Annotated in this window: 19 protein-coding genes; 13 read left to right on the top strand and 6 right to left on the bottom strand. The window is 65.9% G+C overall.

All coding sequences use genetic code 11. The annotated features are described in order from the left end of the window. The first annotated feature begins 52 nt into the window (after positions 1-52). Positions 53-1939 carry a glycosyltransferase family 2 protein gene (locus tag ACQY5B_RS07700; RefSeq protein WP_420325716.1) on the top strand — a complete coding sequence of 629 codons (1887 nt, stop codon included), beginning with the start codon at positions 53-55 and terminating at the stop codon, positions 1937-1939. A gap of 8 nt (positions 1940-1947) precedes the next feature. Here ACQY5B_RS07700 and ACQY5B_RS07695 read toward each other — a convergent pair whose 3' ends face one another. Then, on the bottom strand, positions 1948-2598 hold the full coding sequence (locus ACQY5B_RS07695) for a GntR family transcriptional regulator (protein ID WP_305971839.1): 651 nt from the start codon (positions 2596-2598) through the stop codon (positions 1948-1950). Between the two features lie 101 nt (positions 2599-2699). Here ACQY5B_RS07695 and ACQY5B_RS07690 point away from each other — a divergent pair, with 101 nt between their 5' ends. From ACQY5B_RS07690 to ACQY5B_RS07680, 3 genes are all read left to right on the top strand, one after another. Continuing rightward, on the top strand, positions 2700-3344 hold the full coding sequence (locus ACQY5B_RS07690) for a pyrimidine 5'-nucleotidase (RefSeq protein WP_420325717.1): 645 nt from the start codon (positions 2700-2702) through the stop codon (positions 3342-3344). 124 nt (positions 3345-3468) lie between these two features. After that, entirely contained in the window at positions 3469-3675 is a 207-nt protein-coding gene (locus tag ACQY5B_RS07685; protein ID WP_305971837.1) for a hypothetical protein, read from the top strand. 103 nt (positions 3676-3778) lie between these two features. Continuing rightward, entirely contained in the window at positions 3779-4972 is a 1194-nt protein-coding gene (locus tag ACQY5B_RS07680; protein ID WP_420325718.1) for a UbiH/UbiF family hydroxylase, read from the top strand. Between the two features lie 84 nt (positions 4973-5056). On the opposite strand, the gene ACQY5B_RS07675 is transcribed toward ACQY5B_RS07680, so the two are convergent. The 4 genes from ACQY5B_RS07675 to ACQY5B_RS07660 all read right to left on the bottom strand — a co-directional run bounded on the left by ACQY5B_RS07675 (position 5057) and on the right by ACQY5B_RS07660 (position 7771). After that, complete coding sequence (locus ACQY5B_RS07675) at positions 5057-6184, bottom strand: aminotransferase class V-fold PLP-dependent enzyme (protein WP_420325719.1); 1128 nt, start codon at positions 6182-6184, stop codon at positions 5057-5059. A 136-nt stretch (positions 6185-6320) separates the two neighbouring features. Further along, positions 6321-6674 carry a hypothetical protein gene (locus tag ACQY5B_RS07670; protein WP_420325720.1) on the bottom strand — a complete coding sequence of 118 codons (354 nt, stop codon included), beginning with the start codon at positions 6672-6674 and terminating at the stop codon, positions 6321-6323. Between the two features lie 186 nt (positions 6675-6860). Next, on the bottom strand, positions 6861-7319 hold the full coding sequence (locus ACQY5B_RS07665) for an Lrp/AsnC family transcriptional regulator (protein ID WP_305971833.1): 459 nt from the start codon (positions 7317-7319) through the stop codon (positions 6861-6863). Further along, complete coding sequence (locus ACQY5B_RS07660; protein WP_305971832.1) at positions 7316-7771, bottom strand: Lrp/AsnC family transcriptional regulator; 456 nt, start codon at positions 7769-7771, stop codon at positions 7316-7318. Before ACQY5B_RS07660 ends, ACQY5B_RS07665 begins: the two co-directional genes overlap by 4 nt. A gap of 136 nt (positions 7772-7907) precedes the next feature. Here ACQY5B_RS07660 and ilvC point away from each other — a divergent pair, with 136 nt between their 5' ends. The 5 genes from ilvC to ACQY5B_RS07635 all read left to right on the top strand — a co-directional run bounded on the left by ilvC (position 7908) and on the right by ACQY5B_RS07635 (position 14682). Further along, positions 7908-8930, top strand: a complete 1023-nt coding sequence (ilvC, locus tag ACQY5B_RS07655) for a ketol-acid reductoisomerase (RefSeq protein WP_305971831.1) — start codon at positions 7908-7910, stop codon at positions 8928-8930. A 408-nt stretch (positions 8931-9338) separates the two neighbouring features. Then, a complete protein-coding gene (locus ACQY5B_RS07650) occupies positions 9339-10745 on the top strand; it encodes a calcium-binding protein (RefSeq protein ID WP_420325721.1) in 1407 nt (468 codons plus the stop codon). A 132-nt stretch (positions 10746-10877) separates the two neighbouring features. Beyond that, positions 10878-12443: a calcium-binding protein gene (locus tag ACQY5B_RS07645; protein ID WP_420325722.1), complete on the top strand. Its 1566-nt coding sequence runs from the start codon at positions 10878-10880 to the stop codon at positions 12441-12443. 179 nt (positions 12444-12622) lie between these two features. Beyond that, positions 12623-14029: a calcium-binding protein gene (locus ACQY5B_RS07640; RefSeq protein ID WP_420325723.1), complete on the top strand. Its 1407-nt coding sequence runs from the start codon at positions 12623-12625 to the stop codon at positions 14027-14029. An 89-nt stretch (positions 14030-14118) separates the two neighbouring features. Beyond that, positions 14119-14682, top strand: coding sequence for a hemerythrin domain-containing protein (locus tag ACQY5B_RS07635; protein WP_305971827.1), 564 nt, complete (start codon positions 14119-14121; stop codon positions 14680-14682). A 273-nt stretch (positions 14683-14955) separates the two neighbouring features. Here the strand turns inward: ACQY5B_RS07635 and ACQY5B_RS07630 are convergent, their stop codons facing one another. Beyond that, a complete protein-coding gene (locus ACQY5B_RS07630; RefSeq protein WP_420325724.1) occupies positions 14956-16770 on the bottom strand; it encodes a trypsin-like peptidase domain-containing protein in 1815 nt (604 codons plus the stop codon). 171 nt (positions 16771-16941) lie between these two features. Between ACQY5B_RS07630 and ACQY5B_RS07625 the strand changes: the two genes are divergently transcribed. The 4 genes from ACQY5B_RS07625 (at position 16942) to ACQY5B_RS07610 (ending at position 23620) form a co-directional block, all read left to right on the top strand. Further along, a complete protein-coding gene (locus ACQY5B_RS07625) occupies positions 16942-17871 on the top strand; it encodes a glycine--tRNA ligase subunit alpha (RefSeq protein ID WP_420325725.1) in 930 nt (309 codons plus the stop codon). After that, positions 17868-18404 carry a DUF6446 family protein gene (locus ACQY5B_RS07620; protein WP_371931784.1) on the top strand — a complete coding sequence of 179 codons (537 nt, stop codon included), beginning with the start codon at positions 17868-17870 and terminating at the stop codon, positions 18402-18404. The genes ACQY5B_RS07625 and ACQY5B_RS07620 overlap by 4 nt, the downstream gene beginning before the upstream one ends. Further along, positions 18405-20636 (top strand): glycine--tRNA ligase subunit beta, encoded by a 2232-nt coding sequence (gene glyS / locus ACQY5B_RS07615; protein WP_420325726.1) that lies wholly within the window; start codon positions 18405-18407, stop codon positions 20634-20636. 470 nt (positions 20637-21106) lie between these two features. After that, on the top strand, positions 21107-23620 hold the full coding sequence (locus ACQY5B_RS07610; protein ID WP_420328687.1) for a putative PEP-binding protein: 2514 nt from the start codon (positions 21107-21109) through the stop codon (positions 23618-23620). The last annotated feature ends 24 nt before the right edge of the window (positions 23621-23644 follow it).

Here is a 23644-nt window from a genome sequence, read left to right as displayed (position 1 = left end):
ATTTACCAATACCATGTGAAGGTTCCGGTAACCGAGTTTACCGGGACGAGGCATGTCAGAACACCGCCTCCATCTGGCCGAGGCCAAGCTGGCCCAGGCAAAGGCCCGACGTGGCCAGCCCATCAGCCACATTCTGATGGAGGACGGCCGCGTTGCACCGACCGAGATGCTGGGCGCAATGGCCGAGGCCAGCCGCATCGGCCAGTCGGTGCCGCAGGTCGTCGTGGCCGAGGCCATCGCCTCACGCGAAGAGGTGCTGGAGGCGCAGGCGCAGCATTTCGGCGCCCTTGTCCTGCGTCGCCGCGACAGCCCGCCCGATCCCGCGGTGATCGACCTTTTGCCAGCCGGTTTCTGCCTCGAACACGGGATAATGCCCTGGATGCGGGTGGGCGACACGCTGCTTCTGGCCACGTCACGACCGGATGATTTTTCCGACCTGCAACCGCGCTTACCGCCCGACATCGGCCCCGTGGTCATGGCGCTGGCGCTGGAGTCAGACATACATGCCGAGATCTCGGCCCGGGCCGGCGCGCAGCTGGCAGCGGCCGCCGAGACATGGGTGCCCGACGAGGACAGCTGTCGCGACCTGAACCGGATGACCCCGCGCACCCGGATGCTGGCGATTGGCGCGGGCCTCGTCTGCCTGATGCTGCTGGTGCTGGCCCCGCGGCTCTTGTTCGGGGCCGCGCTGGGTCTGGCCCTGGGATCGCTGGTGCTGGCACAACTGATGAAGCTGGCGGCCCTCGCCGCCCTGCCCCGGCGTGCTCCGCCGGTGCACGCCACCTTGCCCGCCGATCCTCCGCTGGTCTCGATCCTGGTGCCGCTCTATCGAGAAGAGGACATTGCCCAGACCCTCGTCAAGCGCCTGTCGCGCCTGACCTATCCCAAGGCCCTGCTGGACGTCGTGCTGGTGCTGGAGGCCGGGGATCAATTGACGCGCGAGACGCTGGCCCGCACCCGCCTGCCGCCCTGGATGCGCACGATCACCGTCCCTCCCGGCGAGATCACAACCAAGCCGCGCGCACTGAACTATGCCTACCGGTTCACACGGGGACAGATCGTCGGCATCTACGATGCCGAAGACGCCCCCGCCCCCGACCAGATCACCCGCGTCGTGGGTCATTTCGACCGCGCCCCGCCCGAGGTCGGCTGCCTGCAAGGCATCCTCGATTTTTACAACCCGCGCGCAAACTGGCTGTCGCGCTGCTTCACCATCGAATACGCCAGCTGGTTCCGCATCCTGCTGCCCGGCCTGTCCCGGCTGGGCTTCGTCGTGCCACTGGGCGGGACAACGGTGTTCTTCCGACGCGAGGTCCTGGAAAGGGTCTGCGGCTGGGACGCGCACAACGTGACAGAGGATGCCGACCTCGGCGTGCGCCTCGCGCGCCACGGGTTTCGGACCGAACTGATTTCCAGCGTCACACGCGAAGAGGCCAACAACCGCTTCTGGCCCTGGATCAAGCAGCGCTCGCGCTGGCTCAAGGGATACGGCATCACCTGGTGGGTCCATAGCCGCAACCCGCGCAGGCTCTGGCGCGATCTCGGCCCGAAACGCTTTGCCGGGGTACAGCTGCTCTTCCTGACGACACTGGTTCAATTCACCCTCGCCCCGGTTCTGTGGTCCTTCTGGCTGATCCTGATGGGACTGCCGCACCCGCTGGACCCCCACCTGTCGCGCCCCCTGATCCTAGGGCTGACAACGCTGTTCCTCAGCGCCGAGGCGGTTTCGATCGTGATTGGCCTGGCCGCGCTGGCGCGCAGCCCGCACCGGGCGCTCTTTGCCTGGGTGCCGACGCTCTTCGCCTATTTCCCGCTGGGAACACTGGCGATCTACAAGGCGCTTTGGGAAACGCTGCGCAACCCCTTCTACTGGGAAAAGACGCAACACGGCCACTCCGCCCCGGACCGCCCCGGAGCGGACCTGCCGCCCGAGGGCTGAAGCCACGATCACACAGTCATGTGCTCGGCGTTGTCCTGCTTCAACCGGGTGATGAAAGCGGTCGAGATATGATCGCGCAGCGCTCGGTAGGCGGCATCCTCGTCCCGTTTGGAAATCGCGTCGACGATGGCCTGGTGCTCGCCCAACGCGATCTCGCCCCGCCCCTGCACCGCCAGCGAGGTCGTCGCCATCAACGCCATCGACCGATAAATGAGGTCCAGCTGCTGCACCAGGTACCGGTTGTGCGAGGCAAGGTGGATCATCCGGTGGAACCGCCGGTTGGCCCGCGCCATCGTCGCAGGGTCGTTCAGCAGCGCGCGGTCCTCCTCGATCATGTCACGCAACACCCGGACCTCTTCCTCGGTCGCGTGCCGCGCCGCCAGTCGCGCGGCCAGCCCCTCCAGCTCGGAGCGCACAGCATACAGCTCGGCCATCTGGTTGTGATCCAGCGAGGCCACGATCAGCGATCGCCCGTCCCGTGCCAGGAGCGACTGGGTTTCCAGCCGTTGCAACGCCTCGCGGATCGGCGTGCGCGACACGCCGAAACGCTCTGCCAGCTCGCTTTCGACCAGGCGGTCTCCCGGCTTGTAGATACCTGAATCGATGGCTTCGAGTATCATCGTGTAGGCATCTTTCTGTGCCGGCTTGACCTCGCTCATAGAACCCTCCCTGCGTCCACCGCGCAACGATAGCGCCAGCGGCACGGCAGGTTCAAGCTGTGCGGATTGCCGCGCGACCGACCAAAAGGTAGGCATGCGTCATGACCAAGGACAGATTTGCCCATGTGCGGGCCTGGGTCTTTGACCTGGACAACACGCTCTACTCTCCTGCGGTGCGCCTCTTCGACCAGATCGAGGCGCGCATGAACAGCTATGTGATGCGCGTGACCGGCGCGGCCCGGGACGAGGCCGCCCAGATGCGCCACGACTACTGGGCGCGCTATGGTACCACCCTGGCCGGGCTGATGACCCATCACGAGGTCGATCCCGAGGATTACCTGGTGGACGTGCACGACATCTCTTTCGATTCGCTGACGCCCGATCCGCATCTTGCAGAGCTGATCGCCACCCTCCCCGGCCGTCGCATCGTCTACACCAACGGCAGCGCGCCCTACGCGGCACAGGTGCTGAAGGCCCGCGGGCTGGACGCGGCCTTTGACGCGATCTACGGGGTGGAAGACGCGGGCTACACGCCCAAGCCCCGGCCCGAGGCATTCGAGCGCATCTTTGCCCGTGACGGTCTGGATCCGGCAGAGGCGGCGATGTTCGAGGACGACCCGCGCAACCTTGCCGCTCCGCATGCGATGGGGATGCGCACGGTTCATGTCGCGCCAGAGGCAGCGCCGGCCGATCATATCCACCATCACACCGATGACCTGACTGCATTCCTGCGCGGGTTGAAGTAGCACGCCGCCACGATCCGCACGGGAATGATCCCCCAGTGCTTCATCCGGGATGCGACATTAAGCATCTGTTCGGCGGGCCCGGAAGTGTTATCTCAAAAGGCAGCAAAGATCAGGAGATGCGAATATGTCGAGTGCCGAAACCGCCGCCATCCAGGACATGCCCCGCAAGGCGATCTCGCCCGAGCAGATGGCCTACCTGATCGCCGCTTTGCTGGTCGGCGCAGGCGCCGCCATGACCGCGCTTTTCGGCCTTCCGGGGCTTGCGATGACGGCATTGGCCCTCGTGCCGGTGGTCTATGTGGTGCTGATCCTCATCTCCGTCGGCAAGTAGCCCCAGGACGCGCCCGCGACCGCAAACCGCGTCCCGCGCGACACCGGTCCCGATACACATATCCCCGCACCGGCCCCAGGGTCTTGGCCAAGGAGACGTGAAGATGGATTACGATATCGTCATTTCGGGCGGCGGCATCGCGGGTCTGACCGCGGCGGCGGGCTTTGCCTCCGCCGGCTTCTCGACCCTCTGCGTCGACCCGACACCGCCGGTGACAGAACGCGAGGCCGACGGTGCGGACCTGCGCACGACGGCATTCTTGCAACCGGCGCAGTCGTTCCTCGAGGAAATCGGCCTCTGGTCCCGGCTGGCGGACCACGCCATGCCACTGCAGGTCATGCGCATCGTCGATGCCGGCGGCCCAGTGGCCGAACCGCGCGTCACCCGCGATTTCGACGCCGCCGACCTCTCGGACAAGCCCTTTGGCTGGAACCTGCCCAACTGGCTGCTCCGCCGGGAAATGGCGGCACGCCTGGGCGAACTGGCCAATGTCGATTTCCGTCCCGGCACCGGCACGACGGCGCTGTTCACCCGCGAGGGCGAGGCCCGCGTGACGCTTTCCGACGGCAGCAAGGTGCGCTGCCGGATGGTGGTCGCCGCGGACGGACGCGCATCCCCCATGCGGCAGGCGGCAGGCATCGACGTCAAGACCACGCGGTTCGGACAAAAGGCACTGGCCTTCGCCGTCACGCATCCGATTCCGCATTGCAATGTCTCGACGGAAATCCACCGCACCGGCGGCCCCTTCACCCTTGTTCCCCTGCCCGACCTCGATGGCCGCCCCTGTTCGGCGGTGGTCTGGATGGAGGACGGCCCCAAGGCGCAACACCTCTTCGACCTGGACGCCGCGACCTTTCAGGCGGAAATGTCGGAACGCTCGTGCTTTCTCTTCGGTCCGCTGGAACTGGCCTCGCGCCGCACGATCTGGCCGATCATCGCGCAAGAGGCAGAGCGGCTCTCCTCGCAGCGCCTGGCACTGGTGGCCGAGGCGGCGCATGTGGTGCCCCCGATCGGCGCGCAGGGCCTGAACATGAGCCTCAAGGATCTCGCCGCCCTGCGCGACCTGGCAATGAGCCGTCCCGAGGGGCTGGGGGATGCACAGATGCTGGACGCCTATCACCGCAGCCGCATCACGGATATCCGCGCCCGCGTTGCCGGGATCACCGCGCTGAACCGAATCTCGCAACTCTCGGCGCAACCGCTGCGTGACATCCGGGCCAAGGGGCTGGACGCCCTTTATGGCCTCAAACCGGTGCGAACATCGCTCATGCAGATGGGCCTGGGCGCGCGCGGATAAGGGCAAGGGCGCGCGCCCGGTGTTTCTTTGGGCCGAAAATACCTCCGGGGGAGTCGCCAAGGGCGACGGGGGCAGCGCCCCCTCTTACAGGACCTCGTCCACCACCTTACGCAACCGCGCCACCGTGGCCTCGACATCATAGAGTTTGTCCAGCCCGAACAGACCGATGCGAAAGGTCGAGAACTCCGGCGGCTCGTCGCATTGCAGGGGCACACCTGCCGCGATCTGCATGCCATGCGCGGCAAAGGCCTTGCCCGTCTTGATATCCGGATCGGCGGTATAGCAGACCACCACGCCCGGCGCGCCATAACCATCGGCGGCGACGGATTTCACGCCCTTCTCGGCGAACATCGCGCGCACCGCGTCGCCCAGCGCCCATTGCGCCGCCTTCAGCTTGTCAAAGCCGTAGGCGCGGGTTTCGGCCATCGTGTCCCGGAAGGACCGCAGCCCGTCGGTCGGCATGGTGGCGTGGTAGGCATGGCCGCCGTTCTCGTAGGCCTGCATGATCTGGTACCACTTCTTCAGGTCCACGGCGAAACTGTCCGACGTGGTCTCGTCCAGACGCGCAAGCGCGCGGTCCGACATCATCACCAGCCCGGCGCATGGGGTCGAGGACCAGCCCTTTTGCGGCGCAGAGATCAGCACGTCGACCCCGGTTGCGCGCATGTCGATCCAGGCACAGCCCGACGCGATGCAATCCAGCACCATCAGCGCGCCGACCTCATGCGCGGCCTTGGCCAGCCGGGTCACGTAATCGTCCGGCAGGATCACCCCGGCCGAGGTTTCGACGTGTGGGGCAAAGACGACATCGGGGCGCGTCTCGGCGATCCTGGCCTCGACCTCCTCGATCGGTGCGGGGGCAAAGGGCGCATCCGGCGCATTGCCGGTGCGCCGCGCCTTCATCACCGTGGTTTCTCCGGCGAAACCGCCGGCCTCGAAGATCTGCGACCAGCGGTACGAGAACCAGCCGTTGCGCACCACCAGCACGTCAGCACCGCGCCCGAACTGGCGGGCGACCGCCTCCATCCCGTAGGTGCCGCCACCGGGCACCAGCGCCACGCCATCGGCGGCATAGACCTCTTTCAGCATGGCCGAGATGTCGCGCATCACCTCCTGAAAGGCAGCGGACATGTGGTTGAGCGAGCGGTCGGTGAAAACGACCGAGAATTCTTCCATCCCGTCGGGATCGACTGTGTCAAGCAAGGCAGCCATAGGGTCCTCCATGTTTGCGCCAAGCTCTATCCCGCCCGGCGCGCGTCGAAAAGACCAACCATCGTGGCGGAGATGAAAAACGGCGGCGCGAGGCACGCGCCGCCGTTCCCATGCTGTCGGACCGAACCCAGCTGGATCAGTTGCTGACCAGGGCCGTGCTGGGCGTATGGGCCGCAACCACCACGACATCGCCGGTGCGGATGAACTTGAAGGCCGTGTCCGGCGCATCCGGCAGGCCGAAGGTGACGTTGTCCCCGTCCTGCAGCAGCATGACCAGGCGCGCGGGCGCGGCTGTGTCATCGGTGACATAAGTCGCGACCAGCTCGTAGCCGCCCTCTGCCTCGGTCCAGTAAAGGCTCATGTTGACGCCGGCCTCGTGCAGGGTCGCGCCGGCGGCCGGGGCGTCGAGCGTGACGGTCCCCGCAAGGGCAGCGGTCGAGGTCAGGGCAAAGGCGGCGGCGGTCAGCAGCTTGTTCATAAGGGTCCCCATGTTGGTCCTGGTTGCATGGTGGGTCCGCGTCGCACGGGCCCCGAAAATTCTGCGCCGCAGCATAGACCACATCGGCTTGCCTTCACCATGCGCGTTTCCGCATAGCTGCCATGTGGATTCCGACCAAGTCACTGTATGCAAAGGAATACTTTGGCGGCGCCTGTCCCCAAAGCCAATGAATTGCCTTCAGCCCAGCGGCCCGGGCCGCCGTTCCTCGCTGAGCAGCACGTTGGCATCCAGGTTCCCGACCCCCGGCAGCGTCATGATCCGCCGGCGCAGCACGCGCTCGAAATCCGGCAGGTCGCGCGCCACGACGCGCAGGCGATAGTCATAGGCGCCAAGAACATGTTCCACCGTCTGCACCTCCGGGATGGCGCTGACCGCGCGCTCGAAATCCTCGAGGCTGACGCGCCCCTTGGTGGCCAGCTTGACCCCAAGGAAAACGGTCACGCCAAACCCCAGGGCCGCGGTGTCCACGTCCAGCCGGGTGGCGCGAAAGACACCCGCCTCGCGCAACCTCTTGATCCGACGCCAACAGGCGGGCTGCGACAGGCCCAGGTCCCGCCCCAACGCCCCGGCCGAGGCGGTCGCATCCTGCGCCAGCGCACGGATCAGCGCGCGGTCGGTCTCATCCAGGGCGATCATAGCGGCAGCGCCTCGCGGTCCTTGACGCGCGCGACATGCATCAGCGCCTCGATGTCGGCGATATGCGGCAGGGTCAGCAGCCGCTCGCGGTACAGCTGCTGGTAATGCGCCATGTCCCGCGCGATCACCGACAGCCGCACGTCCACCTGCCCCAGGAAGGTCTGGATCTCCAGCACCTCCGGGACCTCGCGTGCCGCCGCGATGAACTCGTCGAAGGCGCGCGGCTGGGTCTTGTCCAGAGTCACCCGCAAGCTGACCTCGACCTCGTAGCCCAGCGCGCGCCAGTCGATCACCCCGCGCAGCCCGTGCAGCACGCCCTTTGACCGCAGCCGCTCCAGCCGCCGCGCCAGCGTCGAGGCCGTGACCCCGGCCCGATCGGCCAGAGCCCCGCCGGCCATGTCCGGCTCTGCCATCATGTGGCGCAGGATGCGCCTGTCCGTATCGTCAAGCATGAATTCACCGCAAACGTGCAAGATGGCGAATGAAGTTTCTTCTCTCTGGCAAATACTCATGAAAAACGCAAACACTCTCGCGCCGCCGGGCGTAGAGTGCAGGCCAGAACAACAAGACCAAGGAAGGAGCGCCGACATGCGCGTTTACTATGATCGCGATTGCGATGTGAACCTGATCAAGGACAAGAAAGTCGCCATCCTGGGCTACGGTTCCCAAGGCCACGCCCATGCGCTGAACCTGCGCGACTCGGGCGCCAAGAACGTCTGCGTGGCGCTCCGCGAAGGCTCGCCCTCGCGCGCCAAGGCCGAAGGCGAAGGCCTGCAGGTCATGGGCATCTCCGAGGCCGCGGCCTGGTGTGATGTGATCATGTTCACCATGCCCGACGAGCTTCAGGCCGAGACCTACAAGAAATACGTCCACGACCACCTGAAGGAAGGCTCCGCCATCGCCTTTGCCCACGGTCTGAACGTGCATTTCGGCCTGATCGAGCCCAAGCCCGGCGTCGACGTCATCATGATGGCGCCCAAGGGCCCCGGCCACACCGTGCGCGGCGAATACGTCAAGGGTGGCGGCGTGCCCTGCCTCGTGGCCGTCAACAACGATGCCTCGGGCAAGGCGCTGGAAATCGGCCTGTCCTACTGCTCGGCCATCGGTGGCGGCCGTTCGGGCATCATCGAAACCGATTTCAAGGAAGAGTGCGAAACCGACCTCTTCGGCGAACAGGCGGTGCTTTGCGGCGGCCTCGTGGAACTGATCCGCATGGGCTTCGAAACCCTGGTCGAGGCCGGCTACGAGCCGGAGATGGCCTATTTCGAGTGCCTGCACGAGGTGAAGCTGATCGTGGACCTGATCTACGAAGGCGGCATCGCCAACATGAACTACTCGATCTCGAACACTGCCGAATACGGTGAATACGTCTCCGGCCCGCGGGTCCTGCCCTACGCCGAGACCAAGGAACGCATGCGCGGCATCCTGCACGACATCCAGACCGGCAAGTTCGTGCGCGATTTCATGACCGAGAACGCCGTTGGCCAGCCTTTCTTCAAGGGCACCCGCCGCATGAACGACGCTCACCAGATCGAGGAAGTCGGCGAGAAACTGCGCGCCATGATGCCCTGGATCTCGGCCGGCAAGATGGTCGACAAGTCCAAGAACTGAGGCATTGCCGTCAGGCCACCCGCACGGGCGGCCTGATCAACCTCTGGAAGAGCGTCCCGCCCAAGGGGCGCTCTTTTCTTTTTGTCCAGTGTTCCTCGGACAATACGGGCCTTTCACCTTGCCGCCCCATCGCAAATGGCGACGCGTGACCTTGGCAGCTACGGCACAGGAAGTCGGGCAATCGAACTGCCGTCGGGACCGGGCGGGCAGCCGCGAATTTCGCGCTTCGGCGCGCCAGGCTAGTCAGGATTTCCGGAAATTGCCGTCACGAAACATCGTGATATCGTGACTTGCGTGCACTTTTTTCGACGCACGCCTTTGAAAATATCATCGCGATCAAACCGACGGGCAGAATTTTACCCTCCGGTGCGATTTGAAATTTAACAACACCTTTTCAAGGATATAGAAATGGCTAGCTTTACTCTCGCGGGATTTTCCTCTCTCGCACGCAGCCTGACGGCTGCCGAATACGGGATCGTTACCAAGGACGCGGAGCTTGTCGTCACCAGCGGTGACGCAATCTCGGCGGACGGGTCTCATTTCCTCACGTTGAACGGTACCGTTCTGGCGCACAGCTCCAGTTCGTTCAACGCGCTGGATTTCGACGGCACCAGCATGCATGTCTTCATCGGCCCCAATGGCTTCATCTCTGCGGCGAACGGCGACACCCTGTCGATCAATGCCTCCAGCACCGTGCGCATCCAGAACGCCGGCACGATCCTGTCCGGCTCGGACGCGGTGGACGTCCGGCAGACCGACGGCGCGATCAACCTTACGATGTCGAACAGCGGCACGATCATGGGCGAATCCGACGGCGTCAATCTCGATGCAGGCTCGGGCTTTACCCGGTTCGTGAACACCGGCACGGTGATCGGTCAGGAAGGCTATGGGATCTGGATGAACTGGCAATCCGGATCGACCGGCAGTTCCTTGCTGCGCAACACCGGCACGATCACCGGCGATGACGGCAGCTACAACGCCAGTTCCGGAACCGGCTCAAACACCATCATCAACGACGGTGTCATGAACGGCGTCGTTTTCCTTCAGGACGGAGACGATGTCTACGAAGGCGGCGGCGGCAAGGTCTCGGGCACCGTGTTCGGTGGTGACGACAATGACCAGTTGTCCGGTGGCGCCTTCACCGACTCGTTCGACGGAGGGCTGGGCGATGACACCCTGGTCGGACGCGGCGGAGACGACCTGCTCGACGGCGACATCGGCGATGACTTCATTCTGGGCGGCGCGGGCAACGACGAGATCGACGGCGGCTCCAACAACGATACGATCAACGCCAATGCCGGCGACGATACCGTTCTGGGTGGGACCGGCAATGACCTTCTGGTGGGCCAGGATGGCAGCGACTTGCTGGACGGCGGCAACAACGAGGACACCATCGACGGCGGCAACGGCGACGACATCCTCGAAGGCGGCAGCGGCAACGACATCCTGCGCGGCCGCAATGGCGAGGATGAGCTGGCCGGCGGTCTGGGCCGCGACTTCCTGACCGGCGGCCAGGGCGCGGATGTCTTTGTCTTCCGCAGCACGGCGGAAACCGTCGTCGGTGCCAACCGCGACCAGATCCTCGACTTCGAACAGGGCGTCGACCTGATCACGATCGCGGGCCTGTCCCCGGGGGTCTTCGAGTTCCGCGGCACAGCGGGCTTCGCCCCCTCCGGCAACCCCGAGCTGCGCCTGTTCGAGACCGCCACAGGATCGACCATCGTGCAGCTCGACTCCAACGGCGACGGCGCGGTGGATGCAGAGATCCGCGTGGCGGGTGTGACCGGCCTGACGGCGGATGATTTCGTGCTCTAGGCGCGATTCAACCCCCGCGTGAAACAACCATTGACGGATGGTTGGTTCGCGGCAAAAGTTCGCGCCGGAACAGGTTCCTTGTTCCGGCGATTTTTTCGATCTCATTCGATCTATTTTCAGGAGAAATGAAACATGGCAGATTTCGGACTCGGCGCGTTTTCGACGACCGCACGCACCCTCGACGGCAGCGAATCCGGCTTTCTCGACCGCGATGGAACTCTCTACGTTGACGGCGACGCCGCCGTCACCGCCACAACCGGCACAAACTGGCTGAGCAACCACGGCTTTATCTATGCCTGGGGGGCCGGTCACCAAGGCGTCGATGCAAACGGCTCGGTCTTTGAAATGCTCAACGGGGTCGATGGGGTCATCGACGCCGAGAACCCCACCAGCGGCACCATCGACATCAATGTGACCATAGCGGCGAATGTCGTCAACCACGGCACCATCCATTCCACCAACAGCGATGCGATCAACTTTCAGGACAGCGATGGTGCGGCCCGCTTCAACCTGATCAATACCGGCAGGATCACCAGCAACGATAGCGAAGCCGTCGATGCAGATGTTGGCGAATCCTACATGTACCTCAGCAATGCCGGGCTCATCTCGGGCGAAAACAGCGGTTTGTCCCTCACCTCGGACGCCACGAATTCATTCACCCATATTCTCAACAACTCAGGCGTGATCGAGGGGCTGGCAAGCAGGGCCCTCAATTTCACCTTCGGCAACACTGGCGATTTCCTGATCACCAACTCAGGCACGATCAGTGGCTGGTCCGAAGGGCTTCGCACCTCCCGCGATACCGATGTCCTTATCCTGAACTCCGGCCTGATCGAAGCGCGCGCCTTCGGCGGCGATGCCATCGACCTGAACGGAGGCGATGACGTGGTCCGCAACGCCGGCACGATCATTGGCGACGTGACCCTGGAAGACGGCAACGACTACCTCGACAACAACGGCGGCGTGATCAACGGCACTGTCCTTGCCGGCGCAGGCAATGACACCATGGCCGGTAGCGACAGTTCCGACGATTTTCGGGGCGGTAGCGAGGCCGATACCATCGTCGGCCGGGGCGGCGATGACCTGCTGGACGGCGATAGCGGCGACGATTTCATCCTCGGCGGTGCCGGAAACGACGACGTTGACGCAGGCGCGGACAATGACACGGTGAATGGCAACGCCGGGGACGACTCGATCTACGGCGAGGGCGGCAATGACCTTCTGGTCGGTCAGGACGGCAGCGACCTGCTGGATGGCGGCGAGGGTCAGGACACGATGGACGGCGGCAACGGCGACGATACCATCGAGGGGGGCGCCGACAACGACATCCTGCGCGGGCGCGCGGGCGAGGATGAACTGGCGGGCGGCCTGGGCCGCGACTTCCTGACCGGCGGCCAGGATGCGGATGTCTTTGTCTTCCGCAGCGCGGCAGAGACGGTCGTGGGCGCCAACCGCGACCAGATCCTCGACTTCGAACAGGGCGTCGACCTGATCACAATCGCGGGCCTGTCCCCGGGGGTCTTCGAGTTCAAGGGCACCAGCGCCTTTGCCCCCTCCGGCAACCCCGAGCTGCGTCTGTTCGAGACAGCGACCGGGTCGACCATCGTGCAACTCGACGCGAATGGCGACGGCACGGCAGACGCCGAGATCCGCGTTGCCAATGTCACCGGACTGACGGCGGACGACTTCGTGCTCTAAGCCGTCGTCTAGTCGGGATTTCCGTAAGGTGTCCCCACACGGTTTGCCGGGTACTTTGCCGGCAGTGAACCGGCGGTCCCTGACCGCCGGTTCATCCAACTACAGCCAACCAAGTACGCGCGGTAGATCTGCAAAGATCCGTCGCGATTTGAACCCAGTAAATCTTGCAGGAGCCTCTCATGGCCAGTTTTACCCTAACCGGATTTTCCTCCGTCGCCCGTACACTGACTGCGTCGGAATTCGGAATCGTCACCAAGGATGCCGAACTCGTTGTCACGACAGATGACGCGATCACCTCGGACGGCTCACATTTCCTGACACTGAACGGCACGGTCCTTGCGCATAGCGCCAGCTCCTTCCACGCCGTCAATCACTACGGGACCAGCCTGCATGCGTTCATCGGACCCGATGGTTTCGTGTCTGCGGCCAACGGCGACACATTCAGCGTCAACGCCAGCAGTACGGTCCGGATTCAGAACGCGGGCACGATCATGTCGGGTTCGGACGCGCTGGATGTACGAGCCACCGACGGCTCGCTCAACATGAGCATATCCAATACCGGCACGATCATGGGGGAATCCGATGGCGTCGTTTTGGATGGCGGCAGTTCCACGATCAGATTTGTGAACACCGGCACGATCACCGGGCAAGAAGGCTTTGGTGCCTTCATGAACTTTCTCAGCGGGACCACCGGCGCCACGCTGCTGCGCAACAGTGGAACGATTTCCGGGGAAGAAGGCAGTTTTACCTCCGATAACGGAACTGGTGTCAACACGGTCGTCAACGACGGCATCATGAACGGCGACATCTTTCTGGGGGTCAACGACGACGTCTATGAAGGCGGCGGGGGAAAGGTGTCTGGCACCGTCTTTGGCGAAGGAGACAACGACCAATTGTCCGGTGGTGCCTTTACGGACGCTTTCGACGGAGGATCGGGGAACGACACCCTGGTTGGCCGGGGCGGCGATGACCTGCTGGACGGCGATAGCGGCGACGATTTCATCCTCGGCGGTGCCGGAAACGACGACGTTGACGCGGGCGCGGACAATGACACGGTGAATGGCAACGCCGGGGACGACTCGATCTACGGCGAGGGCGGCAATGACCTTCTGGTCGGTCAGGACGGCAGCGACCTGCTGGACGGCGGCGAGGGTCAGGACACGATGGACGGCGGCAACGGCGACGATACCATCGAGGGTGGCGACGACAACGACATCCTGCGCGGCCGCGCGGGTGAGGATGAACTGGCCGGTGGCCTGGGCCGCGACTTCCTGACCGGCGGCCAGGGCGCGGATGTCTTTGTCTTCCGCAGCACGGCGGAAACCGTCGTGGGCGCCAACCGCGACCAGATCCTCGACTTCGAACAGGGCGTCGACCTGATCACAGTCGCGGGCCTGTCCCCGGGTGTCTTCGAGTTCAAGGGCACCAGCGCCTTCGCCCCCTCCGGCAACGCGGAACTGCGTCTGTTCGAGACAGCGACCGGGTCGACCATCGTGCAGCTCGACTCGAATGGCGACGGCACGGCAGACGCCGAGATCCGCGTTGCCAATGTCACCGGACTGACGGCGGACGACTTCGTGCTCTGACATCTGCCCCGGACCCTGTGCGTCCGGGGCCCCTGCCCTGTGCAGGGGTGCAAGTTGTTATACCATAACACTCGCCCCATCTGGGGCGCATGACTTACGACATCGAGACCCGCAGCGGTCTGCCCACTGAAATGCAGACCCTGCTCCGGGTCCTGCCACGCGATGGCTGGCAGGCGCACCCGGGACTTGCCGACAGCACGCGCAACTGGATGCGCGCCCACCAGGGGTTTCGCCAGCTTGGCGAGATCCTGCAGGAGGATACAGAGGCCTTCCTGGACAAGGAACTGGACGATCAGGCCTATGCCGGGCGGCTGGCGCATTTCGGCAACCTGCTGGTGCGCAACCTGCACGGGCACCACAGCTGGGAGGACCGCAGGTTCTTTCCCGAGCTGGAAGAGGCCGACCCGCGGTTTGCCGCCGGGCTGGAGATGCTGGAAAGCGACCATGTCGCGCTGGATGACTTGCTGGATCGCTTCACGCGCTCTGCCAACCGGGTGGTGCAACTGTCCTCGCTGGAGCCGCGCCAGATGGGTGAAGAGGCCCGACCGGTTCGTGACCTCTCGGAAACGCTGCGGGGCTTCCTGGCCCGGCACCTGACCGACGAGGAGGACCTCGTGGTGCCGATCCTTCTGCATCACCGCCTGCGGGGCTAGGCACCGCGCGGTGACCCAATCAAGCGTTAACCGGGATCGGGCAAAACCGCTCCCGGTCGACCAGCAAACCGGATCAGCGCCCCTCCCTCGGGGTCCGTACGATCTGCGCAGAACGGGGCGGAACACGCCCCCAGGGCCGGGATTGGCACCCCGGCGCTTGTGATCCGTTTCCGGCGGCCGCCGGCCTTGCATCCGCCCCAATGGGCAAAGGCACAAAGAAAACCGCCCCGGTCGACCGACCGGGGCGGCATTCGCGCTGCGTCAAGGGCAGGCTTACCAGCAGCTGACCAGCACGGTCATTTCCGCGGCAAGGTTGGTCAGGTCCTCGGGTGCCAGCGGGGTCAGCCCGCCGCGCGCCACCGGCTGGATGCCGTTGTTGCGCAGGAAGTCCAGGATCATCTCGCCCTTGGCGGCAAAGCTCACCTGTTCCGGCAGGACACGGCCACCGGGCGCCTGCTTGGGCAGCAGCATCCCCAACACCGTGCCACCGCTGTCGAAGACAGGGCCGCCCACGTCCCCCGGCAGCGCCGAGAGCGCCAGCCGCTTGACGCGGTCCTCGCCGCCGAGGCCCCGCAGGTCCTCCAGCGTGCCGAAGGTCAGTGTCGGTGCGGTAAGCACGCCGCCAAAGGAAAAGCCGGCCACCGCCACTTCGGATTGCAGGCGCAAGTCGCCCGAGCGGAACTGCGCCACGCGGCGCGGCGCCAGCTGTTCGACCGGGGTCAGCACCGCGATCCCCAACGCTTCGTCCACGGCCAGGACGCGCGCGTCATGCACGCCGTTCAGCGTCACGCGTTCGCAGCCTTCGACCAGGTCGGCAGAGGTCAGGACCGTGCCGCGCGCCTCGATGAAGAACCCGGTGGCGCTGGCCTTGGCTGTGCGCACCTTCAGGCCAGAGACCAGGTCGACGGCCTGGCCATCGTCGGTCACCTGCGCCGGGTCCAGCACGCCGTCGATGCGGGCATAGCTGTCCTGCATGATCTTCAGGACGCGGGTGCGGCGTTCCTCGTCCCCCGCGGGCCAGACCAGGCCAAAGCCCTTGATCTCGCCGTTCTGCAGGCCGACCTCGAAATGGCTCACGATGCGGTCATTCTGGCCGGTGATGGTAAAGCCGCGCGCGTCGCGGCGGCGCTCGCCCTCGACCGGAATGATCTCCAGCGTCTGCATGATTTCATACAGGCCCGCCAGGTTGCCCGCGTCGCCGGGCTGGCTGACCAGGATCACCCGCGCGCCGAGGTCGCCCTTGGGCTTGTAGATCGCGAAGGGCGACTCGTAGCGGTCGAACTCGACCACGCCCAGCGGCAGCTCCATCGCGATGCCGGTGCGCGCATCCTGGACCAGTTCCATCCCCATGCCGTCCAGAACGGCGTTGTACTGTCCCAAGAGAACCGCGCGCTGGCGCGTGCTCAGCACGCCGGTCGGGTCGAAATTGTTGGCCTCCTGCCAGCGCGACATGGACCCGCGCGTGCCGGGACCAAAGGCCCCGTCGATGGCCCCTTCGTAGAACCCGGCCCATTGCAGGGCGATCTGCAGCGCGTCGCGTTCCGCGCGCGTCAGCGCACGTTCGGAGGCGCGGGCTTCCTGCAGGGTTTCCTCGGGGATCTCGGGGGCCACGGGTTCGGGTGTGGCGACGGGCGCCTCTGCCACCGGATCGGCCACCGGGTCCGGCTGTGGCGCGGGCTGTGGCGCCGGATCGGCGGTGTCCTGCGGCACCGGCACCACCGGGGCGCCGTCGTTGTTCACGCCGACCGGCCAGAACTGCTGGCCAAAGGTCTCGCGCGCCTCGATGTAGCTGTCCGCCGGGATGCGCCGCGCCTGCAACAGCTCGTTCAGCCGTGCCTCGGCCTGCGAACGGGTATAGGGGCCCAGCGCAATCCCGTACCAGCCGCCGCCAAGGGCAAAGCCGTTCACGTCGGGCAGACGGCCCGAGTAATCGCGCACGCTGTCCTGTGCGCTGGCCAACGAGGTGCGCGCCTCGACCTGGATGAAGACGATGTCATCCGCCGCCTGCGCCGAGGCACCATCCTGCACCAGCGCCGAAGCGACGACCAGCGCCATCGCGAAGAAGACCGAAATTAGTCTTTGTATCATGGGAGTTAGGGACCCTTTGGCTCTGAAATCTCAACCTTATCCACCGACCGAGTCTTATCAGAAGCCGGGGCACATGCACGCAAAAAGGGCGTGAAGCGCGCCCGTCCTATCAGATTGACCCCGCCCGCACAGCGCCCTAATCAGGCGCCAGCCGAAAAAAGGAGCCCTGACATGGCCGGGAGCCCGCAAAAGCCTCGCAGTTTCCAGGAAATCATCCTGCGCCTTCAGACCTACTGGTCGGGCAAGGGCTGCGCGATTCTGCAGCCCTACGACATGGAGGTCGGCGCCGGCACCTTCCACCCGGCGACCACCCTGCGCGCCCTCGGCCCCCGTCCCTGGGCCGCCGCCTATGTACAGCCCTCGCGCCGCCCGACCGACGGACGCTACGGCGAGAACCCGAACCGCCTGCAGCACTACTACCAGTACCAGGTGCTGATCAAACCCAGCCCGCCGGACCTGCAGGCGCTCTATCTCGGCAGCCTCGAGGCCATCGGCATCGACATGGCGCTGCATGACGTGCGCTTTGTCGAGGACGACTGGGAAAGCCCGACGCTGGGCGCCTGGGGTCTTGGCTGGGAGGTCTGGTGCGACGGCATGGAAGTCAGCCAGTTCACCTATTTCCAGCAGGTCGGCGGCCATGACTGCACGCCGGTCTCCGGCGAGCTGACCTATGGTCTCGAACGGCTGGCGATGTACGTCCTCGGCGTCGATCACGTCATGGAGATGCCCTTCAACGACCCCGACAGCCCGCAGCCGCTGACCTATGGCGATGTCTTTCGCCAGACCGAAGAGGAATATTCGCGCTGGAACTTCGACGTGGCCGACACCGAGGTGCTGCTGCGCCACTTCGAGGAGGCCGAGGCCGAATGCGCCCGCATCCTCGACCAGAAACCGCAGGACCCCAAAATGGACCGCCGCATCGTCATGGCGCATCCCGCCTATGACCAGTGCATCAAGGCCAGCCACATCTTCAACCTGCTGGATGCGCGCGGCGTGATCTCTGTCACCGAACGGCAGAGCTATATCGGACGCGTGCGCGCGCTGGCCAAGATGTGCGCCGATGCCTTCACCCAGACCGAGGCCGGGGGGTACGCCGCGTGAACCTCGGCAAGCTCATGGCGGGTGCCATCGTCCTCTGCGGCCTGATCGCGGGGATTTCGATCTACTACCTGCAGGTCTACCACTTCTACGAGGACGTGGTGCCGACGGGCACCGATGACGTCATGCTGACCACGCAGGACGGCAGCCGGACGGCAATCCCCTATGCCGATTTCCGGGGCATCGACGCCGACAGCTCGCCGATCCGCTACCGCGCCTGTTTCAGCACGACGCTGACGCCCGCCGCGGCGGCAGACATCTACCTGCCCTACGAGGGCGCCGAGCCGCGCAACGCGCCCGGCTGGTTCGATTGTTTCGATGCCGAAGCCCTGGGCGAAGAAATCGATGCCGGCACCGCCCGCGTCTTTACCGGCCACCGCAACATGGAATTCGGCATCGACCGCGTCGTGGCGATCACCGACGACGGCCGAGGCTATGTCTGGCACGAGATCAATGAATGCGGCGACAAGGCCTACGACGGCACGCCGCTGGGGGACGATTGCCCCGACCGCGACAGTTTCGAGAAGGATCAATAAATGCCCGATCTTCTGATCGAACTCTTCTCCGAAGAGATCCCCGCCCGCATGCAGGGCAAGGCGGCCCAGGACCTCAAGAAGCTGATGACCGACGGTCTGGTCGAGGCCGGGCTGACCTATTCCGGCGCCGAGGCCTTTTCGACCCCGCGCCGCCTTGCGCTGACCATCCACGGGTTGAGCGCCGAAAGCCCCACCCTGCGCGAGGAACGGCGCGGCCCCAAGGTTGGTGCGCCGGACAAGGCGCTCGAGGGGTTCATGCGCGGTGCCGGTGTCACCCGCGACCAGCTGGAAGAGCGCGAGGAGAAAAAGGGCGCCTTCTACTATGCCACCGTGGTCACCCCGGGCCGCCCGGCGGCAGAGATCGTGGCCGAGCAGCTTGAAAAGACCATTCGCAACTTCCCCTGGCCCAAATCGATGCGCTGGGGCGCCGGTTCGCTGCGCTGGGTGCGGCCCCTGCACCGTATCCTCTGCCTGCTGACCGACGAGGCCGGCGATCATCCGATCGACCTGGACATCGACGGCATCAAGGCCGGTCAGACCACCGAGGGCCACCGCTTCATGGGCCACGGCGCCTTCGAGGTGACGGGCTTCGAGGACTACGAGACGCGCCTGAAACGCGCCCATGTCATCCTGGACCCGCAGGCGCGCGCCGATACCATCTGGCATGATGCCACCAACATGGCCTTTGCCCGCGGGCTGGAGGTGGTCGAGGACCAGGGCCTCCTGCGCGAGGTCGCCGGGCTGGTGGAATGGCCCGTTGTCCTGATGGGCGACATCGCCGAAGAGTTCCTGGGACTGCCGCCCGAGGTGCTGCAGACCTCGATGAAGGAACACCAGAAGTTCTTCTCGGTGAAGAACCCCGCCACGGGCCGGATCGAGAAATTCGTGACCGTCGCCAATATCGAGGCCTCGGACAATGGCGCCACGATCCTCGCCGGCAACCAGAAGGTTCTGGCGGCGCGCCTGTCGGACGCCAAGTTCTTCTGGGAAAACGACCTGCGCGTGGCGCAGTCCGAAGGGCTGTCCGCCTGGACGGAACGGCTGGGCAACGTGACCTTCCACCATGCGCTTGGGTCCCAGCGCGACCGCATCGCGCGGATCACTGCGCTCGCGCGCAGCATCGCGCCCGCCGTTGGCGCCGACCGGCACCTGGCCGGCGAGGCCGCGGATGTGGCCAAGGCCGATCTCTCCACCGAGATGGTCTATGAATTCCCCGAACTGCAGGGCCTCATGGGCCGCTACTACGCCGAGGCCGCCGGGCTGGATGCCTCCGTCGCCGCCGCCTGCGAAGAGCATTATGCGCCGCTTGGCCCCTCTGACGCGGTGCCCACCGCGCCGGTCTCGGTCGCCGTGGCACTGGCGGACAAGCTGGACACGCTGACCGGATTCTGGGCCATCGACGAGAAACCCACCGGGTCGAAAGACCCCTATGCCCTGCGCCGCGCCGCGCTTGGCGTGATCCGGCTGGTGCTGGAAAACGGATTGCGGATCAACCTCGACCGTTTCATCGACGCGCAGCTGGTCCGTCACAAGATCGCGCTCGGGAACGGCGACCTCGACGACACCCAGATCGAGGAACTCGAAGAACTGGTGGAGGAGATCGCCGACCACGGCGTCTTCGGCGCTGCCTGGGCCGCCCTGCGGGACCGTCTTTCGACCGGCGGCAAGGAGATCGCCCCGGTCGTGGCCCCCGTCCCCGACCTGAGCGACGACCTGCTGGGTTTCTTCCATGACCGGCTCAAGGTCTGGCTGCGCGACCAGGGCATCCGCCACGACGTGATCGACGCCTGCCTCGCGATGCCGGGCACCGACGATCTGCGCCTTCTGGTCACCCGGGCCGAGGCGCTGTCCGAATTCCTCAAGACCGACGACGGCGAGAACCTGTTACAGGGATTCAAGCGCGCCAACAACATCCTGGCCCAGGCCGAGGAAAAGGACGGCGTCGAGTACAGCTTTGGCGCGGACGTCAAATTCGCCGAAACCGACGAGGAACGTGCGCTCTTTGCCGCGCTCGAGGCCGCCGAGACCCGCATCGCCCCGGCGATGAAGGACGAAGATTTCGGCGCCGCGATGGAGGCGATGGCCGGTCTGCGCGCGCCCATCGACGCCTTCTTCGAGGCGGTGCAGGTTAACGCCGAAAACCAGGTGGTGCGCCGCAACCGGCTCAACATGCTGGCCAGCATCCGCAACACCTGCCTGCAAGTGGCCGACCTGACGAAGATCGAGGGCTGAGCGGCGGCTCGGGCGCAGCCCGACAAAGGCGCCAGTGGCGCCTTTGAGCCCCGAACGGGCGGAGCCCCGGTCGGCCTGACCCTGCGCTTATGGCGCCGGCAAGGACAGGCACGGGCGGAACTCGGGCCACAGCCATCTTTCGACCAGCACAGGGGGCTCTGCCCCGTCTCCCCACGCTCTTTCCCCCGAGGGTCTTCGGCACTCCGTGGAAGCAGCAGCCCGGCCCACTCCGCCCGCGGCCGGCGATTAGGCACCGCGCCCGCGCCGGAGGCGCGACCAAACCCCTGCGCCGGAGGCGCGACCAAACCCCTGTGCCGGAGGCGCGTCCAAGCCCCAGTCGCGCCCGATCCGGTTTCCCGCCTTGCCAAGCGTCGCTCAGCGCGTATTCTGCCCGCCAACGCAAAGGTGCTGCAGTGCAGAAACCCGATATCCAGAACCCGCATGTGACCCTGATCACCCAGGACGCGCCCATGTCCACGCCCACGCACGGCGGGCGGGCCAAGTGCCTGCAAAGGCTGGTGCGGCTCGACCTGCCGGTGCCGCGCACCGTGGCGCTCTCCTTTGACGCGGTGCATCGCATCGCCGCGGGCAAGTTCCCCGACATGGGGGCGTTGATTGCCGCCTTCGACCCGGGCGCCCTGCTCTGCGTGCGCCCCTCTTCCGAGGATCCGGACTGGGGCGGCCCGGGTGCCATCCTGAACATCGGCATGAACGACGCCCGTTTCGTCGACATGTCGGACAGGATCGGCCAGGAGGCCGCGGCGGGGCTCTACCTGCGCTTCGTGCAGGCCTACGCGATCCATGTCGCCCGGCTCGACCCGGACCTGTTCGACGAGATCGAGGACAACGGCACCGCCGGCCTCTCCGCCGCCCTGCGCGCCTATGAGGAAGAGTCCGAGGAACAGTTCCCGCAGGATCCCGCGCTGCAGCTGCGCGAGGTACTGCGCAGCATGGCCCGCGCCTGGGAAGGCACCTCGGCCCGGCTGCTGCGGCAGGCCAAGGGCGCGCCGGTGGACGCCGGCCTGGGCCTTGTCGTGCAGGAAATGGCCTTGGGACTGGGTCACGGCGAATGCGGTTCGGGCGTGTTGCAGCTGGTCAATTCGGACACCGGCAAGCGCCAGTTGACCGGCCGTTACCTCAGCCAGAGCCAGGGCCGCGAGGCCCTGCAGGGCGGCGCCGCAAGCCTCTACCTCGAACGCGACCCGCGCGGCCCCTCGCTGGAGGAACTGGCGCCCAAGGCCTTTGCCGATCTCAAGGCCCATGCCGACCTGATGCGCGCCCGCCTGCGCGCCGAGATGCAGATCGAGTTCACCATCCAGAACGGCGAGGTCCATATTCTCGACGGGGTGCGCGTCAAGGCCAGTTCGCGCGCGGCACTGCAGATCGCCGTCCGCCTGGCGCAGGACGGGATCATCACGCCCGAGGACGCGGTGCTGCGGATCGAACCCCGCGCCATCAGCGAGCTTCTGCACCGGCAGGTCGCCCCCGAAGCCCGGCGCGAGGTCATCGGGCGCGGCATCGCCGCCAGCCCCGGCGCGGCGACCGGCAAGATCGTCTTTTCCGCCGCCGAGGCGCAGGCCAGCGCCGCGCGCAACGAACCCTGCATCCTGGTCCGCCGCGAGACCTCTCCCGAGGATGTGCGGGGCATGCACGCGGCGGTGGGCGTGCTGACCGAACGCGGCGGCATGACCAGCCACGCCGCGGTGATCGGCCGCGGCCTCGGCCTGCCCTGCGTGGTGGGCGCGGCGCGGATGAATTTCAACCTGCAGCGCCGGACCATCCAGGGCGAGGACGGGCGCACCTACCGCGAGGGCGACACGGTCACGCTCGACGGGACCTCGGGTCAGATCCTGCGCGGCGCGCCCGAGATGATCGAGGCGGCGCTCGACGATGCCTTCAACACGCTGATGGGCTGGGCCGACGAGGTGCGCGACATCGACATCCGCGCCAATGCCGACACGCCCGCCGATGCCGCCACCGCGCGCAATTTCGCCGCCCAGGGGATCGGCCTGTGCCGGACCGAGCACATGTTCTTTGAAACCGACCGCATCACCCCCATGCGCGAGATGATCTTTGCCGACACGGCCGAGGACCGGCAGGCGGCACTGGCTCTGCTCCTGCCGATGCAACGCAATGATTTCACGGAGCTCTTCCGCATCATGGAGGGGCTGCCGGTCTGCATCCGCCTGTTCGATCCGCCCCTGCACGAGTTCCTGCCCACCGACCGCGCGGGCCTGCGCGACCTGGCCGAGGCGCTGGATCTTCCGGTTTCGGACGTCACCCGGCGGGTGCAGGCGATGGGCGAATACAACCCCATGCTGGGCCTGCGCGGCGTGCGGCTGGGCATCACGGTGCCCGAAATCTACGACATGCAGGCACGCGCCATCTTCGAGGCGACGCTGGACGCCAGCCGCGAAGGCGCCCCTGCGGTGGTGCCGGAGATCATGCTGCCGCTGGTTTCGGCCAAGCGCGAGGTCGAACTGATCCGGACCCGGATCGAGGCGGTCGCGGCGGCGGTGCGCACCGAACGCGGGCGCGACATCACCTATCGCCTGGGCGTCATGGTCGAGACGCCGCGCTCCTGCCTGCGCGCGGACGAGATCGCGCCCTATTCGCATTTCCTGTCTTTCGGGACCAACGACCTCACCCAGATGACCTACGGGCTGTCGCGCGACGATGCGGGCCGGTTCATGTCCGACTACGTCAGCCAGGGGGTCTTTCGCGAGGACCCGTTCCACGTCCTCGACATCGACGGCGTCGGAGAACTGGTGGCCACGGGCGTGCAGCGCGGGCGGGCGACCAACCCGTCTGTGACCCTGTCGATCTGCGGCGAACACGGCGGCAACCCCGAATCGATTGCCTTTTGCCGCTCGGCGGGGATGGATTACGTCAGCTGTTCCCCCTTCCGCGTGCCGGTTGCACGGCTGGCGGCGGCACAGCTTGCGCTGCGCGACCGCGGCCTGGACGGGCCGCGCAAACGCTAAGCCTGCAAGGCTGAAATCGCCCCG

The organism is Antarctobacter sp., assembly GCF_965277915.1.
In the GTDB taxonomy this organism is placed as follows: Bacteria; Pseudomonadota; Alphaproteobacteria; order Rhodobacterales; family Rhodobacteraceae; genus Antarctobacter.
The sequence above is the reverse complement of the archived record's forward strand: the minus strand, read 5'-3'. Positions and strand labels throughout refer to the sequence as shown.

Excerpts from the sequence above, each read along its gene's own strand:
- ACQY5B_RS07700 (WP_420325716.1), top strand. The coding sequence starts at position 53 with ATGTCAGAACACCGCCTCCATCTGGCCGAGGCCAAGCTGGCCCAGGCA.
- ACQY5B_RS07695 (WP_305971839.1), bottom strand. The coding sequence starts at position 2,598 with ATGAGCGAGGTCAAGCCGGCACAGAAAGATGCCTACACGATGATACTC.
- ACQY5B_RS07690 (WP_420325717.1), top strand. The coding sequence starts at position 2,700 with ATGACCAAGGACAGATTTGCCCATGTGCGGGCCTGGGTCTTTGACCTG.
- ACQY5B_RS07685 (WP_305971837.1), top strand. The coding sequence starts at position 3,469 with ATGTCGAGTGCCGAAACCGCCGCCATCCAGGACATGCCCCGCAAGGCG.
- ACQY5B_RS07680 (WP_420325718.1), top strand. The coding sequence starts at position 3,779 with ATGGATTACGATATCGTCATTTCGGGCGGCGGCATCGCGGGTCTGACC.
- ACQY5B_RS07675 (WP_420325719.1), bottom strand. The coding sequence starts at position 6,184 with ATGGCTGCCTTGCTTGACACAGTCGATCCCGACGGGATGGAAGAATTC.
- ACQY5B_RS07670 (WP_420325720.1), bottom strand. The coding sequence starts at position 6,674 with ATGGGGACCCTTATGAACAAGCTGCTGACCGCCGCCGCCTTTGCCCTG.
- ACQY5B_RS07665 (WP_305971833.1), bottom strand. The coding sequence starts at position 7,319 with ATGATCGCCCTGGATGAGACCGACCGCGCGCTGATCCGTGCGCTGGCG.
- ACQY5B_RS07660 (WP_305971832.1), bottom strand. The coding sequence starts at position 7,771 with ATGCTTGACGATACGGACAGGCGCATCCTGCGCCACATGATGGCAGAG.
- ilvC (WP_305971831.1), top strand. The coding sequence starts at position 7,908 with ATGCGCGTTTACTATGATCGCGATTGCGATGTGAACCTGATCAAGGAC.
- ACQY5B_RS07650 (WP_420325721.1), top strand. The coding sequence starts at position 9,339 with ATGGCTAGCTTTACTCTCGCGGGATTTTCCTCTCTCGCACGCAGCCTG.
- ACQY5B_RS07645 (WP_420325722.1), top strand. The coding sequence starts at position 10,878 with ATGGCAGATTTCGGACTCGGCGCGTTTTCGACGACCGCACGCACCCTC.
- ACQY5B_RS07640 (WP_420325723.1), top strand. The coding sequence starts at position 12,623 with ATGGCCAGTTTTACCCTAACCGGATTTTCCTCCGTCGCCCGTACACTG.
- ACQY5B_RS07635 (WP_305971827.1), top strand. The coding sequence starts at position 14,119 with ATGACTTACGACATCGAGACCCGCAGCGGTCTGCCCACTGAAATGCAG.
- ACQY5B_RS07630 (WP_420325724.1), bottom strand. The coding sequence starts at position 16,770 with ATGATACAAAGACTAATTTCGGTCTTCTTCGCGATGGCGCTGGTCGTC.
- ACQY5B_RS07625 (WP_420325725.1), top strand. The coding sequence starts at position 16,942 with ATGGCCGGGAGCCCGCAAAAGCCTCGCAGTTTCCAGGAAATCATCCTG.
- glyS (WP_420325726.1), top strand. The coding sequence starts at position 18,405 with ATGCCCGATCTTCTGATCGAACTCTTCTCCGAAGAGATCCCCGCCCGC.
- ACQY5B_RS07610 (WP_420328687.1), top strand. The coding sequence starts at position 21,107 with ATGTCCACGCCCACGCACGGCGGGCGGGCCAAGTGCCTGCAAAGGCTG.